The sequence below is a fragment of the Streptomyces diacarni genome (assembly GCF_003323715.1).
Classification (GTDB): Bacteria; Actinomycetota; Actinomycetes; order Streptomycetales; family Streptomycetaceae; genus Streptomyces; species Streptomyces diacarni.
Window position 1 is genome coordinate 64,151 of record NZ_QOIN01000071.1, and the last position, 14,729, is coordinate 78,879.

Consider the following 14,729-nt stretch of genomic DNA (forward strand, 5'->3'; position numbering starts at 1 on the left):
GGGTGCCGGTCTTCCACCCGCTGCGCGTCCAGTCGATCGAACGTCTCACCGACGACGCGGCAGCCCTCACCCTCGCCGTCCCACCCGAGCTGCGCGAGACCTACGGCTACGCCGCGGGCCAGCACATCGCGCTGCGGCGGGTGAACGAGTACGGAGAGGAGATCCGCCGCACCTACTCGCTGTGCGCCCCCGCCCGCTCCCGGCCCGACACGCTGCGCGTCGGTATCCGGCTGGTGGAAGGCGGCGAGTTCTCCACCTACGCCCTCAAGGAGTTGGCCGAGGGCGGCACGGTCGAGGCACTGCCGCCGACGGGACGTTTCGTCCTCGCGCCCCGACCGGGACGGTTCGCCGCTGTCGTCGGCGGCAGCGGTATCACACCCGTTCTCTCCATCGCGGCCACGGTGCTGGAGAGCGAGAGAGAGGCCCGGTTCTGCCTGATACGCAGCGACCGGACAGCGGACTCGACGATGTTCCTGGAAGAGGTGGCCGACCTCAAGGACCGCTATCCCGACCGCTTCCACCTGGTCACGGCCCTCTCCCGCGAGGAGCAGCACAGCGGGCTGCCCTCCGGTCGCCTCGACCGCGACCGACTGACCGCGCTGCTGCCCGCGCTCCTGTCACCTCCCGGCGTGCGCGACATGGACGGCTGGTACCTGTGCGGTCCCCTGGGCCTGGTCGATGGCGCGGCCAAGGCGCTGCGCACACTGGGGGTCCCGCGCACGCGCGTCCACCAGGAGATCTTCCACGCGGACGAAGCGAATGAAGCGGACGCAGCGGGCGACACGGTCGGCGCGAACGGCGTGGTCGCCGGCTCCGCGCCCCGATCCACGGGGGGCACGGCCGCGGCGGTCGCCGGCTCCGCCACCGTGAACGCCACTCTCGGCGGCCGGGGTGGCAGGTGGTCCGCCCGCGAGGGGGAGACCCTGCTGGAGACGGTCCTGCGCAACCGCACCGACGCGCCCTACGCCTGCAAGGGCGGCGTGTGCGGCACCTGCCGGGCCCGGCTCGTCGACGGCCAGGTCACGATGGACCGCAACTTTGCCCTGGAAGAGGAGGAGATAGAGGCGGGCTACGTCCTGGCCTGCCAGTCCCACCCGACCACTCTGGAGGTGGCCCTCGACTTCGACGGGTGACGGCCAAGGGCAGCAACCTCTTGCCGCCGGCCTGGCCCCCCTTGGTTCTCCCTGGCCGCAGTTCTCCTGGTTCCACTCGGTCCACTCGGTCCACTCGGTCCACTCGGTCCACTCGATCCGCCCTGTTTCCGCCTTGGTCCCGCCTTGGTCCCTCTGGCTTACGGCGCGCGTCCGACGTAACCTGACGACCCATCAGCTACGGGCGTCGGCCCAGAGGGCGGTGCGGCATGGACTTCGGGTTCAGTGAGGAGCAGGAGGCGGCTCGCGAGGCAGCGAAGGGAGCGTTCGCGCACGTGGCGGTCGACGCCGTGCCGAGTCCGGCGCTGTCGCCCGGAAAGGTCGCCGATGACTTCGACCGCGACCTGTGGGGCCGGCTCACCCAGGCCGACCTCCTCGGTCTCACCGTGCCGGCGCGGCACGGCGGCGCGGGGCTGGACGCGGTGGCGCTGTGCCTGGTGCTGCGCGAGGCGGGCCGGGTGCTGGCCCGGGTTCCCCTGGTGGAGACCGGCGCGGCGGCACTCACCCTGGCCGAGTACGGCAGCGACGAGCTGTGCGCCAGGCTGCTCCCCCGCATCGCACGCGGCGAACTGGCCCTGACCGTCGCCGGGCAGGGGGCGAGCGGACACGAACGACCGGAACTCGCCGTCTCGGCGCGGCCCTCCTCCGAGGGGAACGGAGACGGGAACGGAAACGGAGGCGGCGACTGGGTGCTGGAAGGCGTGCAGACGGCCGTGCCCTGGGGACGGACGGCTGACCTGATCGTCGTCCCCGCGCACACGGCGGACGGCCGACCGCTGCTGGCCGTCCTCGCCCCGGGCGCCACCTCGGGCGGCGTCACCCTGGACGAGCAGGCGTCCACCAACGGCGAGCCCTACGCCAGGTTGCGGCTGGACGCCGTACGGGTACCGGCCGGTGACGTGATCGAGGACGCCGCAGCACCGGCCCACCTCCAGCGCCTGCTGACCACGGGCACCTGCGCGCTGGCGCTCGGGCTGGGCAGCAAGGTGCTGGAGATGACCAGCGCGTACGTCAGCGGACGCGAGCAGTTCGGGTTCCCCGTCGCCACGTTCCAGGCGGTGGCCGTACAGTCCGCCGACCGCTACATCGACCTGCGCGCGATGGAAGCGACGCTGTGGCAGGCGGCGTGGCGGCTCGATCCGGCGGAGGTGGCGGTCGCCAAGATGTGGGCGTCGGACGGGGTACGTCGCGTCGTGCAGACGGCACAGCACCTGCACGGCGGGATGGGCGCCGACACCGACTATCCGCTGCACCGCTTCCACGCCTGGGCCAAGCAGTGGGAGCTGTCCTACGGTTCGGCGGCGGCCCACGAGGGGGCACTGGGCGAGCTGTTGGCCGCCCGGGAGCCGGCCTGAACCACCCCGGTCCGCCCCCGGTCCGCCCCTGAGCCGCCCCTGAGCCGTCCGAAGCCGACCCTGACCGACGAGGGGTCGTCAGGCGACGAAGGCGGGGTCGTTGTCACCCACCAGGGGGCGTCCGGCGCTTTCCCAGGCGAGCATGCCGCCGTCCACGTTGACGGCGGTCACACCCTGCTGGGCGAGGTAGGCGGCGACCTGGGCCGAGCGTCCGCCGACCCGGCAGACGACGTACACGTGCTCGCTCTCCCCCAGCCGTTCGGTCAGCTCGCCCTGGCGGGCGACGAATTCGCTCATCGGAATGTGCAACGCGCCCTCGGCGCGTCCGGCTGCCCACTCGTCGTCCTCACGGACGTCGAGCAGCAGCGCCTCGGACGGCACGGAGGCGGCGTCGATCTGCGGTACCTGTCCGGGAAGGGCGTTCATCCCTGGTCTCCCTGTTCTCCCTGGCCCGGGTCTTCGGGCGTTCCTTGTGGTTCGTCAGCGTTCACGGGGGCCGGTGGGCGCGCTGATCAGCGTTTTGCCGCACGGGCCGAGCCGACCGAGCCGACCGAGTCGGCAGACCCGGTGGACCCGACAGACCTGGTGCACGCGGCAGACCCGGCAGACCTGGTGGACGCGGCAGAACCGGCCGGGAGAGCGCGCTCGCTGCCGGGCGTGGACGGCACGTTCACGCCTCCCGCAGCCGGGCGAGTTCGCTCTCGCGTTCCGCCACCTGTCCGAGCAGTTGCTCGGCGATCTCTTCCAGCAGCGTGTCGGGGTCGTCGGGGGCCAGCTTCAGCATGGCGCCGATCGCGCTCTCCTCCAGTTCGGCGGCCATCTGCGCGAGCACCTCCTTGCGCTGGGCCAGCCACTCCAGGCGGGCGTACAGCTCTTCGCTGCGCAGCAGTTCGGCCAGCGGCTCAGGGAGCGGACCCGCCTCCCATTCCTCGGCGAGCGCGGCGAGCGCGGTCGCGTCACCGTCCGCGTACGCCTTGTTCACCCGTACGAGGAAGGCTTCGCGGCGCTCGCGTTCGGCGTCGTCCTGGGTGAGGTCGGGGTGCGCCTTGCGGACGAGGTCGCGGTAGGCCTTGCGGGCCTCCTCGCTGGGCCGCACCCGGCTGGGCGGGCTGACGGGCTGCTCGTTGAGCATCGCCTGGGCCTCGGGGAGCATGCCGCTGGAGTCGATCCAGCCGAAGAAGAGCTCCTCGACCTGGGGCATGGGCAGCACGGCGCCGCGCTTCTCGTCGGCCTTGCGGATGTCGTCCGGGTCGCCGGTGCGGGCGGCGATCGCCTCGGCGATCTGCGCGTCCAGTTCGTCGAGGCGGGCGTAGACGGGGCCCAGCCGCTGGTGGTGCAGCCGGGAGAAGTTCTCGACCTCCACCCGGAAGGTCTCGACGGCGATCTCGTACTCGATCAGCGCGTGCTCCGCGGCGCGGACGGCTTTCTCGAGCCGCTCGGTTCCCGGCTCCTCACGAGCGGGTTCTTCACGAGCGGGGCCCTCACCCGCGGGTTCTTCATGAGCTTCACCTGCGGGTTCTTCACGTGCGTGTGCGGGTTCTCCGCTCACCTCGTCGGTCGTCGCACCGGCACGCGCGGATCCCTCGCCCGCATAGTCGCTCACCGCCGTCGCGCGCGAGGACTCCTCACCCGCCTGCTCGGTGCCGGCGTCCGCACGCATCGGGTCTGCGCCCGTACGCGGCGCATCCGCACCCGTACGGGGCGCGTCCCCGCCCGTACGCGACGCATCCGCTCCGGTACGCGACGCATCCGCGTCCATACGCACCGGGTCCGGGTTCACCTGTGAGGTGTCCTCGCTCGAGTGCGGAGGGTCCTCGTTCGCCTGCGCGGGGGAGTTGGCGTTCATCGCCTCCACCCTACGACCGCCGCACGCGGCCTCACTCGCGGAACGCCTCCGGGCAGCGGTTCCCCGTTCCCGTCAGGTGGGAGTCGGCCCAGCGGGTGAGCTCGACCATGGCGGGCCGCAGGGCGTGGCCGGAGTCGGTGAGGCTGTAGCTGACCCGCAGCGGCGGACCCTCCTGGACGGCGCGGGAGACGAGACCGAGCGCCGCGAGTTCGGTCAGCCGGTCGGAGAGCATGCGCTCACTGATGCCGGGCACGGCGCGGCGCAGTTCGGCGAAGTGTCCCGGGCCGCTCATCAGCGCGGCCAGGATCAGCCCTGTCCAGCGCTTGCCGAGCAGGTGGAAGACGCGCGTGATGGCGCTCTCCGGCTCGGTGCAGGCGGACGCGGCCGAGCGGTCCAGGGGCGGGTCCGGGTCCGGAGGCGGGGGCGGGGGCGGAAGATCGAGCTTTCCAGGCTCTGACATGGCTCCATCGTACTGCGTCCACACAAGGTGATGCAGAAAAGTAAGTAACTGTGCTATACATAGTTACGTCGGAAACTTACCTCAGCTTACGAAGCACTAGGAGCTCTCCATGGTCACCCTCCTCCACATCGACTCGTCCGTGCACCCGCACGAAGCCTCGGTCTCCCGTGACGTCGCCGCCTCCTTCCGCAAGGCCTGGGAGGCCGAGCACCCGGACGGGAAGGTGATCTACCGCGACCTGGGCACCGACCCGGTTCCGCACCTGGAGGGTCCGGCCGCCGTGGCGGGCTTCATAGCCCCCGCGGAGCACACCCCCGAGCAGGCCGAGGCCTTCAAGCTCCGTGACGAGCTGACGAGCGAGTTCGAGCAGGCGGACGCGGTGCTGATCGGCGCCCCGATGTACAACTACACGATCCCCTCCACGCTGAAGGCGTGGCTGGACCACGTGATCGTCATGGGCCGCACCACCGGTTCGCCCACCAGGACCGCGGCGGGCAAGCCGGCGACCGTCGTGGCCAGCCGCGGCGGCGGCTACGGTCCGGGCACCCCCCGCGAGAGCTTCGAGTTCGTGCTGACCTACCTGGACAAGGTTCTGGGGGAGTCGGGCTTCGGCCTGGACGCGGAGTACATCGTCCCGGAGCTCACGCTGGCCGAGGGCAACCCGGCCATGGCGGACCTGGTGGACATGGCGAAGGCCTCCCGCGCCCAGGCCCACGAGGCGGCGGAGCTGCGCGGCAAGGCGCTGGCGGCCCGGTTCGCCAACTGAGCGGTCGGCCGGCCCGCATTCACCCCACCGAACGGTCGGCTGCCCCTCCGCCCCCAGGTCCCTGGGGGCGGGCCCCTGGCCCCAGGCGAGCAGCCGGCCGACCGGCACCCCGGCCCGTCAGCACGGAGCGCGCAACCGCACACGCGGACCGCGCGCTCCGTTCGCGCACGCCCACCCCGCCCCGCCCCACCCTGCAAAGCATGTGACCGACCCGACGCGGGCCGACTCCGACAGGCATGGCCCGCTCGTCAGGCGCGACCCACTCGAGGGGCATGACCCGCTCGACGGAAACGACCGGTTCGACGGAAACGACCGCCTCGGTCGGGCACGGGGCCCATACGACGAAGGCCCCATCGGGATCCGATGGGGCCTTCGTCTCTGTGTGCGCGAGGGGGGAGTTGAACCCCCACGTCCTTTCGGACACTGGAACCTGAATCCAGCGCGTCTGCCTATTCCGCCACTCGCGCATTGGGTGTTGTCGGCTCGTCCGGAGCGGGCGCCTTCCGACATCCAGAAGATTAGCACGTCGAGCGGGGTGGATTCACATCCGTATTCGGGCCCCCTCCCGACCCGTCCCCCGCCTCTCCCCGCACGCTCCCTGCCCTGACGGGGCACGCTCCCAGCCGTGGTGCGGCACGCTCCCAGCCCTGGACGACGCCGCCAGGCCCAACCAGGCCCGCGCCCTGGCGCGGGCCTGGCGCGGGCCTGGCGCGGGCCTGGCGCGGCGGTGCGGGACTCAGTACGAGAACCCCGCGATCCATGCGACGCTGTAGGGCGGTACGGACGACTGTGGGCGGGGGCCGCGCGCGAACCACTGTGAGGGGCAACACTTGAGCAGCGTGCCCCACTGGGGAACCAGTCGATTTCCCCGCGCGTGGATACGATCAGTAAGCAGTACCGCAGGAGCACTGTGCCCGTACTCGGGGGGACACTGGGAAGCGGACTGGAGGCCGACCCGGTCGGCTAGGTCCGAGAGCATCTGGGAAGGAGGTGCGTCGTGGGAGTTCTGAAGCGGTTCGAGCAGCGGCTCGAAGGCCTCGTCAACGGCACCTTCGCGAAGGTGTTCAAGTCCGAAGTGCAACCCGTCGAGATCGCGGGCGCCCTCCAGCGCGAGTGCGACAACAACGCCACGATCTGGAACCGAGAGCGCACGGTCGTCCCCAACGACTTCATCGTCGAGCTGAGCCCGCCCGACTACGAGCGGCTCAGCCCCTACTCGGGCCAGCTCGGGGACGAACTCGCCAGCATGGTGCGGGACTACGCCAAACAGCAGCGCTACACGTTCATGGGGCCGATCAAGGTCCATCTGGAGAAGGCCGACGATCTGGACACCGGCCTGTACCGGGTGCGCAGCCGCACCCTGGCCTCCAGCACCTCCCAGCCGCAGGCCGCGCAGGCCCAGCGGGCTCCGGACCGGCCCGGTGCCGCGGGGAACGGCGGCTACGGCTACCCGCCCCGCCCCTCCTCGGCACCGCCGTCCGCGCCGTCAGCGCCCCCCGCGCCCTCTTCCCCGCCGCCGTACGCGCCGGGTCCCGCCGGTGCGGCCGGACCGCTGCCGGGCACCGAGACGCGGCGCTGGGTCGAGATCAACGGCAACCGCCACCAGATCTCGGGTCCGACGCTGGTGCTGGGCCGCAGCACGGAGGCCGACGTGCGGATCGACGACCCCGGGGTCTCGCGCCGGCACTGCGAGATCCGCGCGGGAAGCCCCTCCTCCATCCAGGATCTGGGCTCCACGAACGGCATCGTGGTGGACGGACAGCACACACAGCGCGCTACGCTCCGCGACGGCTCACGCATCGTGGTGGGCAGTACGACGATCATTTACCGGCAAGCCGAAGGGTGAAGCGGGGGCAATGTCAGAGCTGACCCTCACGGTCATGCGGTTGGGGTTTCTCGCCGTACTGTGGCTGTTCGTCATCGTGTCCATCCAGGTCATCAGGAGTGACCTGTTCGGCACCAGGGTGACGCAGCGCACCACCCGTCGCGCCGACCAGCGTCCCGCTCAGCGGGCACAGCCGCAGCAGCCACCGCAGCAGGGTGGCGGCCGGCGCGGGCGCGGCGCGGGCCGCAACGCCCCCAGCAAGCTCGTGGTGTCCGAGGGGTCGCTGACGGGTACGACGGTGGCGCTCCAGGGGCAGACGATCACCCTGGGCCGCGCGCACGACTCCACGATCGTGCTGGACGACGACTACGCGTCCTCGCGGCATGCCAGGATCTACCCGGACCGTGACGGCAGGTGGATCGTCGAGGATCTCGGGTCGACCAACGGCACGTATCTCGACCGCACCCGGCTCACCACACCGACGCCGATCCCGCTCGAAGCGCCGATCCGCATCGGCAAGACGGTCATCGAGCTGCGGAAGTAGTACCGACATGACGACCGGAGGGTGGGCACCGTGCGGATGTACCCGGAGCCGACGGGCGAGGTGCGCATGAGCCTGTCACTGCGCTTTGCCGCCGGATCACACGACGGCATGATCCGTGAGCACAACGAGGACTCCGGCTATGCCGGTCCCCGGCTGCTCGCGGTCGCCGACGGCATGGGCGGCCAGGCCGCCGGCGAGGTCGCCTCCTCCGAGGTGATCTCCGCCATGGTCCAGCTCGACGAGGACATTCCCGGCTCGGACATCCTCACCTCGCTCGGGACCACGGTGCAGCGTGCCAACGATCAGCTGCGGCTGATGGTCGAGGAGGACCCGCAGCTGGAGGGCATGGGCACGACGCTCACGGCCCTGCTGTGGACGGGGCAGCGCCTCGGGCTGGTCCACGTCGGCGACTCGCGGGCCTATCTGCTGCGCGAGGGGCAGCTCACCCAGATCACGCAGGACCACACCTGGGTGCAGCGGCTGGTGGACGAGGGCCGCATCACCGAGGAGGAGGCCACCACGCACCCGCAGCGCTCGCTGCTGATGCGCGCGCTGGGCAGCGGTGACCACGTCGAGCCCGATCTGTCGATCCGCGAGGTGCGCGCGGGGGACCGCTACCTGCTGTGCTCCGACGGGCTGTCGGCCGTCGTCTCGCACCAGACGATCGAGGAGACGCTGGCCGGCTACCACGGCGCGCAGGACACCGTGCAGGAGCTGATCCAGCTCGCGCTGCGCGGCGGTGGCCCCGACAACATCACGTGCATCGTCGCCGATGTCCTGGACGTCGACCACGAGGACACGCTGCACACCCAGCTCAACGACACCCCCGTCATCGTCGGCGCCGTCGCCGAGACGCAGCAGCAGTTGACGGGCGGCGCGCTGGGCAGCACTCCGGCGGCCCGCGCCGCCGAGCTGGGCCGCGGCCAGGGCGTGCCTCCGCAGGGGCAGCCGGGCACCCCGGAGGGGTTCGGGCCGCCGAGCGGCGATCCGGCGGCGCCCGCGGGCGCGTTCGGTCCGTTCGCCGACGAGGACTTCACCAAGCCGGGCAAGGGCGGCAAGGGCAGGTGGATCAAGCGTTCGCTGTGGATCGCCCTGGCGCTGGCCGTGGTGGGCGGCGGTCTGTACGGCGGCTACCGCTGGACGCAGACGCAGTACTACGTGGGCGCCAACGGTGACCACGTCGCGCTCTACCGCGGCATCAATCAGGAGCTGGCCGGCGTCTCGCTGCACAAGGTCGACGAGGACCGCCCCGACGTCGAACTCAAGTACCTGGCGGGCTTCCAGCGCAACCAGGTCAAGGAGACCATCGCGCTGAACGACCGGGGCGAGGCCAAGGACAAGCTCACCGAGCTGAGCGAGCAGGCCGAGGTCTGCCGGATCGTCGCCGAGCAGAAGAAGCAGCCCAAGAACTCCGACAAGGGGGACAAGGAGGACAAGGGCGGCAAGGGTTCCGAGAAGTCCGAGAAGCAGCGCAAGGACGAGCAGAACCGGCCCGGTGACGCCACCACAGGCGGCGGGGTCGGCAACGGGACCGGCACCGCCGGCGCGGACGCGGGGAACGCCGGCGTCGGCGCGGCCACCCGCACCGCCTTCACCTCCGGCTCCACCCACGACACCACTGGCGCCGCCTCCGACACTCCGTCGCCGAGCCCCAAGCTCACGAAGGAGCAGCAGGATCTGGCCAAGCAGTGCACCGCGCCGTAGGGGGCGGCACAGGCATGAGCAACCTCACCACCACCACGGGCAGCAACACCACCGTGTCCTCCGGCGGACTGCCGAGCCGCCGCAACACGGAGCTGGCGATGCTCGTCTTCGCCGTGCTGATCCCGGTCTTCGCGTACGCCAACGTGGGTCTGGCGATCAACGACAAGCTGCCCTCGGGCATGCTCGGCTACGGCTTCGGGATGGTGCTGCTGGCCGGTGTGGGGCACCTCGTGGTACGCCGCTACGCGCCCTACGCCGATCCGCTGCTGCTGCCGCTGGCCACGCTGCTCAACGGCCTGGGTCTGGTGCTGATCTGGCGTCTCGACCAGTCCGAGCGGCTGCACCAGCGCGCCGAGAACCTCTTCGGCTCGTTCACCCCCGACGCCCCCAAGCAGCTGCTGTACTCGGCTATCGGGCTGGCGCTGTTCGTGGCGATCCTGCTGTTCCTCAAGGATCACCGGGTGCTGCAGCGCTACACGTACATCTCCATGGCCGTCGGCCTGGTGCTGCTGGTGCTGCCGGTGTTCTTCAAGCCGGTCAACGGCGCGCGGATCTGGGTCAGTATCGGCCCGATCAATCTCCAGCCGGGTGAGTTCGTCAAGATCATCATCGCGATCTTCTTCGCGGGCTATCTGATGGTGAAACGGGACGCCCTGGCGCTGGCCTCCCGCCGCTTCATGGGTCTGTACCTGCCGCGCGGGCGCGACCTGGGGCCGATCCTGGTGATCTGGGGCCTCAGCCTGATGATCCTGGTCTTCGAGACCGACCTGGGCACCTCGCTGCTGTTCTTCGGCCTCTTCGTGATCATGCTGTACGTCGCCACCGAGCGGACCAGTTGGATCGTCTTCGGCCTGCTCCTGTCAGCCGGCGGCGCCTCCCTCGTGGCCACGTTCGAACCGCACGTGCAAGACCGCGTCCAGGCCTGGCTGCACCCCTTCTCGCAGGAGGTCATCCAGGCCACCGGCAGCGACCAGATCGCCCAGGCGCTGTGGGCGTTCGGCTCGGGCGGAGTGCTCGGCACCGGCTGGGGCCAGGGCAACTCCGACCTGATCGGCTTCGCCGCGAACTCCGACTTCATCCTCGCCACGGTCGGCGAGGAGCTCGGCCTCACCGGCATGATGGCCGTCCTGCTGCTGTACGGACTGATCGTCGAGCGCGGCGTCCGTACGGCGCTCGCCGCCCGCGACCCGTTCGGCAAGCTGCTGGCCGTCGGCCTGTCCGGCGCCTTCGGGCTCCAGGTCTTCGTCGTCGCCGGCGGCGTCATGGGCCTGATCCCGCTGACCGGTATGACCATGCCGTTCCTGGCCTCCGGCGGCTCCTCCGTGATCGCCAACTGGGCCCTGATCGGCATTCTGCTGCGCATCAGCGACACCGCCCGCCGCCCCGCGCCGGCCCCCGCGCCCTCACCCGACGCCGAGATGACTCAGGTGGTCCGCCCGTGAACAAGCCCCTGCGCCGGATCGCGATCTTCTGCGGTCTGCTCGTGATGGCCCTGCTCGTGCGGACGAACTGGCTGCAGTTCGTCCAGGCCGACGAGCTGAAGACCGACCCGGACAACAGACGCGTCTCCATCGCCCGGTACGCGCAGCCGCGCGGCAACATCATCGTGGACGGCAAGTCGGTCACCGGGTCCGCGGCCACCGACGGCACCGACTTCAAGTACAAGCGCACCTACAAGGACGGCAAGATGTGGGCGCCGGTCACCGGTTACGCCTCGCAGGCGTTCGGTGCCAACCAGCTGGAGAAGCTGTACGACCCCATCCTCACCGGCGACGACGACCGGCTGTTCTTCAACCGCACCATCGACATGGTCACCGGCAAGCCGCAGAAGGGCGGCAACGTCGTCACGACGCTGAGCGCCAAGGCGCAGAAGGCGGCCTACGACGGACTGGGTGACAAGAAGGGCGCGGTCGCCGCGATCGACCCGTCGACGGGTGCCATCCTGGCGCTGGCCAACAAGCCCTCCTACGACGCGTCCGCCTTCGCCGGCAACGGCGACAAGGACAGCAAGGCGTGGACCGCCCTGCAGAAGAAGAACAACCCCGACGACCCGATGCTGAACCGGGCGCTGCGCCAGACCTACCCGCCGGGCTCGACCTTCAAGGTCGTCACCGCGGCGGCGGGGCTGGAGAGCGGCGACTACGACATCGACTCCAAGACGGACTCGCCCGACCCCTACAGGCTGCCGAACACCAGCAAGGACCTGGGCAACGAGGGCAACATCCCGCAGTGCGAGGACGCCAGCATCCGCGTGGCTCTGCAGTGGTCCTGCAACACCGTCTTCGCCAAGATGTCCGACGAGCTCGGCAACGACGAGATGATCGAGACGGCCGAGAAGTTCGGCTTCGAGAAGGACGTCGAGGGCGGCACGCTCGACCCGGACCTGGACACCCCGGTGCGGCCCGCCAAGAGCATCTACCCCAAGGACACCCGCCCGCAGAACGCCCAGGCGGGTATCGGCCAGGCCTCCAACCGCGCCACCCCGCTCCAGATGGCCATGGTCGCCTCGGCGGTCGCCAACGACGGCAAGCTGATGAAGCCGTACATGGTCGACAAGCTCGTCGCGCCCAACCTCAACACCGTCGAGCAGACCAAGCCGGAGGAGCTGAGCCAGCCGGTCTCCGCTCAGAACGCCCAGAAGCTCCAGTCGGCCATGGAGACGGTCGTGGAGAAGGGCACGGGAACCGCGGGCAAGATCCCGAACGTCACTGTCGGCGGCAAGACCGGTACCGCGCAGCACGGCGAGAACAACAAGGACAATCCGTACGCCTGGTTCATTTCGTACGCGAAGACGAGTGACGGATCTCCTGTGGCCGTCGCTGTAGTGGTGGAGAGTTCCGACACACTCCGCGACGACATCGCGGGTGGCAAGCTGGCGGCGCCGATCGCGAAGGACGTGATGGAGGCCGTCCTCGACGAGAAGCGGTGACATCGACCGGCGGCCTCGGGTGATGCCGGTCACCACGACCACACCAGGCACGCAACCAGTGGCGGGTACCGTATGCCGAGCAGCACACCGCCGTGTCGCAAGCCTGGGGGTGTCACCCGGCCGGAAGCCGGGGGAGACCCACGCGCAGCGGCACGGAAGACCGGAGAGGGCTGGAGACTATGGAAGAGCCGCGTCGCCTAGGCGGCCGGTACGAGCTGGGCTCGGTGCTCGGCCGCGGAGGCATGGCCGAGGTCTACCTCGCCCAGGACACCCGGCTGGGCCGCACGGTCGCGGTCAAGACGCTCCGCGTCGATCTCGCCCGCGATCCGTCGTTCCAGGCCCGCTTCCGCCGTGAGGCCCAGTCGGCCGCCTCGCTCAACCACCCGGCGATCGTCGCCGTCTACGACACCGGCGAGGACTACGTCGACGGGGTCTCCATCCCCTACATCGTCATGGAGTACGTCGACGGCTCCACCCTGCGGGAGCTCCTGCACTCCGGGCGCAAGCTGCTGCCCGAACGCTCCATGGAGATGACCACCGGCATCCTCCAGGCGCTGGAGTACAGCCACCGCAACGGCATCGTCCACCGCGACATCAAGCCCGCCAACGTCATGCTGACCCGCACCGGGCAGGTGAAGGTCATGGACTTCGGCATCGCCCGCGCCATGGGCGACTCCGGCATGACGATGACGCAGACGGCCGCCGTCATCGGCACCGCCCAGTACCTCTCCCCCGAGCAGGCCAAGGGCGAGTCCGTCGACGCCCGCTCCGACCTGTACTCCACCGGCTGCCTGCTCTACGAGCTGCTGACCGTGCGGCCCCCGTTCGTCGGCGACTCGCCCGTCGCCGTCGCCTACCAGCACGTTCGGGAAGAGCCGCAGCCGCCCAGCGCCTTCGACCCCGAGATCTCGCCCGCCACGGACGCGATCGTCATGAAGGCCCTGGTCAAGGACCCGGACTACCGCTATCAGAGCGCCGATGAGATGCGCGCCGACATCGAGGCCTGCCTCGACGGGCAGCCCGTCGCCGCCACCGCCATGGGCGCCGGCTACCCCGGCTACCCCGAGGACCAGCCGACCACGGCGCTCCACGCCCAGGAGCAGCAGACCTCCATGCTGCCGCCGATGCGCGCGGACGACGGCGGCTACTACGACGAGCAGCGCGGCCGCCGCAAGGGCAAGAACCCGCTCTCGACGATCCTGCTGGCGCTCGCCGTCATCCTGGTCCTCGTCGGAGCCATCTTCATCGGACGGGCGCTGTTCGCCTCCCCCGACAACCAGGCCGAGGTACCCAATGTCGCGGGCCTCTCCCAGTCCGAGGCCACCCAGCAGCTGGAGAACACCGGTCTGAAGGCCACCAAAGGCCAGAGCGAGTTCTGCGACGAGAAGAAGGGCACCGTCTGCAAGACGGACCCGGGCATGGGCGAGAGCGTCGACGCCGACTCCACCGTCAGCCTCATCATGTCCAAGGGCCCCCGCGACCAGGCGCCCCGCGAGGTGCCCGACGTCAAGGGCGAGGTCTTCGCCGACGCCAAGCAGAAGCTCAACGAAGCCGGCTTCAAGGTCGGCAAGAAGCAGCAGGAGTCCGAGCAGCAGGCCGGCACCGTCCTCTCCCAGGACCCGTCCGGGGGTGAACAGCGCAAGAAGGGCACCAAGGTGACCCTGACCGTCGCCACCGAGTCCCGGCCGACCGTGCCCAACGTCGTCGACCAGCCCTTCGACAAGGCCAAGCAGCAGCTCGAGTCGCTCGGCTTCAAGGTCTCCAAGTCCGAGGAGGAGAACGAGACCAAGGCCGCCGGCACCGTCATCCGCCAGGACCCCGGCCAGGGCAAGCAGCCCGAGGGCACGACGATCACCCTGACCGTCGCCAAGGCCCCCGACGACCAGCCCGCCACGGTGCCCGACGTCACCAACCAGAAGCTCGGTGACGCGAAGTCCGCCCTCCAGGACGCCGGCTTCTCCGTCGACAAGGTGGCAGGGCCCCAGGACGACAACGCGATCGTGATGGGCACCAACCCGCCGGCCAACACGCAGGGCAAGAAGGGCGACAAGATCACCATCATGACGCGCCCGGGCGGGCCCGACGAGGGTGACGACGGCGGCGGCATCTTCGGCGACTTCGGCCGCCGCCACCACTGACCCGGTGCTCT

General features: G+C 70.4%; 12 protein-coding genes and 1 tRNA gene. 9 read left to right on the forward strand and 4 right to left on the reverse strand.

The window, feature by feature from the left end; all coding sequences use genetic code 11:
• Positions 1-2: 2 nt before the first annotated feature.
• Both DTL70_RS32060 and DTL70_RS32065 read left to right on the forward strand, forming a co-directional pair.
• The gene (locus DTL70_RS32060) at positions 3-1,133 is read left to right on the forward strand and encodes a 2Fe-2S iron-sulfur cluster-binding protein (protein WP_114025538.1); all 1,131 of its coding nucleotides are present in this window, start codon (positions 3-5) and stop codon (positions 1,131-1,133) included.
• 227 nt (positions 1,134-1,360) lie between these two features.
• Positions 1,361-2,506 (forward strand): acyl-CoA dehydrogenase family protein, encoded by a 1,146-nt coding sequence (locus DTL70_RS32065; RefSeq protein WP_114025539.1) that lies wholly within the window; start codon positions 1,361-1,363, stop codon positions 2,504-2,506.
• Positions 2,507-2,584: 78 nt separating this feature from the next.
• On the opposite strand, the gene DTL70_RS32070 is transcribed toward DTL70_RS32065, so the two are convergent.
• The 3 genes from DTL70_RS32070 to DTL70_RS32080 all read right to left on the reverse strand — a co-directional run bounded on the left by DTL70_RS32070 (position 2,585) and on the right by DTL70_RS32080 (position 4,812).
• The gene (locus DTL70_RS32070) at positions 2,585-2,932 is read right to left on the reverse strand and encodes a rhodanese-like domain-containing protein (RefSeq protein ID WP_114025540.1); all 348 of its coding nucleotides are present in this window, start codon (positions 2,930-2,932) and stop codon (positions 2,585-2,587) included.
• A 244-nt stretch (positions 2,933-3,176) separates the two neighbouring features.
• Positions 3,177-4,166: a J domain-containing protein gene (locus tag DTL70_RS32075; protein ID WP_245980267.1), complete on the reverse strand. Its 990-nt coding sequence runs from the start codon at positions 4,164-4,166 to the stop codon at positions 3,177-3,179.
• Between the two features lie 217 nt (positions 4,167-4,383).
• On the reverse strand, positions 4,384-4,812 hold the full coding sequence (locus DTL70_RS32080) for a winged helix-turn-helix transcriptional regulator (RefSeq protein ID WP_114025541.1): 429 nt from the start codon (positions 4,810-4,812) through the stop codon (positions 4,384-4,386).
• A gap of 109 nt (positions 4,813-4,921) precedes the next feature.
• Here DTL70_RS32080 and DTL70_RS32085 point away from each other — a divergent pair, with 109 nt between their 5' ends.
• On the forward strand, positions 4,922-5,578 hold the full coding sequence (locus DTL70_RS32085; RefSeq protein ID WP_114025542.1) for an FMN-dependent NADH-azoreductase: 657 nt from the start codon (positions 4,922-4,924) through the stop codon (positions 5,576-5,578).
• Between the two features lie 383 nt (positions 5,579-5,961).
• Here DTL70_RS32085 and DTL70_RS32090 read toward each other — a convergent pair.
• Positions 5,962-6,045 (reverse strand) — tRNA-Leu (locus tag DTL70_RS32090).
• Positions 6,046-6,575: 530 nt separating this feature from the next.
• Between DTL70_RS32090 and DTL70_RS32095 the strand changes: the two genes are divergently transcribed.
• The 6 genes from DTL70_RS32095 (at position 6,576) to pknB (ending at position 14,718) form a co-directional block, all read left to right on the forward strand.
• The gene (locus tag DTL70_RS32095) at positions 6,576-7,424 is read left to right on the forward strand and encodes an FHA domain-containing protein (protein ID WP_114025543.1); all 849 of its coding nucleotides are present in this window, start codon (positions 6,576-6,578) and stop codon (positions 7,422-7,424) included.
• 10 nt (positions 7,425-7,434) lie between these two features.
• Entirely contained in the window at positions 7,435-7,947 is a 513-nt protein-coding gene (locus DTL70_RS32100; RefSeq protein ID WP_114025544.1) for an FHA domain-containing protein FhaB/FipA, read from the forward strand.
• A 36-nt stretch (positions 7,948-7,983) separates the two neighbouring features.
• On the forward strand, positions 7,984-9,651 hold the full coding sequence (locus DTL70_RS32105) for a Stp1/IreP family PP2C-type Ser/Thr phosphatase (protein WP_245980273.1): 1,668 nt from the start codon (positions 7,984-7,986) through the stop codon (positions 9,649-9,651).
• A gap of 14 nt (positions 9,652-9,665) precedes the next feature.
• The gene (locus DTL70_RS32110) at positions 9,666-11,093 is read left to right on the forward strand and encodes an FtsW/RodA/SpoVE family cell cycle protein (RefSeq protein WP_114025601.1); all 1,428 of its coding nucleotides are present in this window, start codon (positions 9,666-9,668) and stop codon (positions 11,091-11,093) included.
• On the forward strand, positions 11,090-12,580 hold the full coding sequence (locus tag DTL70_RS32115; RefSeq protein WP_114025546.1) for a peptidoglycan D,D-transpeptidase FtsI family protein: 1,491 nt from the start codon (positions 11,090-11,092) through the stop codon (positions 12,578-12,580). The genes DTL70_RS32110 and DTL70_RS32115 overlap by 4 nt, the downstream gene beginning before the upstream one ends.
• A 179-nt stretch (positions 12,581-12,759) precedes the next feature.
• Positions 12,760-14,718, forward strand: a complete 1,959-nt coding sequence (gene pknB, locus DTL70_RS32120; protein ID WP_114025547.1) for a Stk1 family PASTA domain-containing Ser/Thr kinase — start codon at positions 12,760-12,762, stop codon at positions 14,716-14,718.
• Positions 14,719-14,729: the final 11 nt, after the last annotated feature.

Bases quoted from the DNA above. Each gene is read 5' to 3' on its own strand.
- DTL70_RS32065 (WP_114025539.1), top strand. From the start codon at position 1,361: ATGGACTTCGGGTTCAGTGAGGAGCAGGAGGCGGCTCGCGAGGCAGCG.
- DTL70_RS32070 (WP_114025540.1), bottom strand. From the start codon at position 2,932: ATGAACGCCCTTCCCGGACAGGTACCGCAGATCGACGCCGCCTCCGTG.
- DTL70_RS32075 (WP_245980267.1), bottom strand. From the start codon at position 4,166: ATGCGTGCGGACGCCGGCACCGAGCAGGCGGGTGAGGAGTCCTCGCGC.
- DTL70_RS32080 (WP_114025541.1), bottom strand. From the start codon at position 4,812: ATGTCAGAGCCTGGAAAGCTCGATCTTCCGCCCCCGCCCCCGCCTCCG.
- DTL70_RS32085 (WP_114025542.1), top strand. From the start codon at position 4,922: ATGGTCACCCTCCTCCACATCGACTCGTCCGTGCACCCGCACGAAGCC.
- DTL70_RS32100 (WP_114025544.1), top strand. From the start codon at position 7,435: ATGTCAGAGCTGACCCTCACGGTCATGCGGTTGGGGTTTCTCGCCGTA.
- DTL70_RS32105 (WP_245980273.1), top strand. From the start codon at position 7,984: ATGTACCCGGAGCCGACGGGCGAGGTGCGCATGAGCCTGTCACTGCGC.
- DTL70_RS32110 (WP_114025601.1), top strand. From the start codon at position 9,666: ATGAGCAACCTCACCACCACCACGGGCAGCAACACCACCGTGTCCTCC.
- pknB (WP_114025547.1), top strand. From the start codon at position 12,760: ATGGAAGAGCCGCGTCGCCTAGGCGGCCGGTACGAGCTGGGCTCGGTG.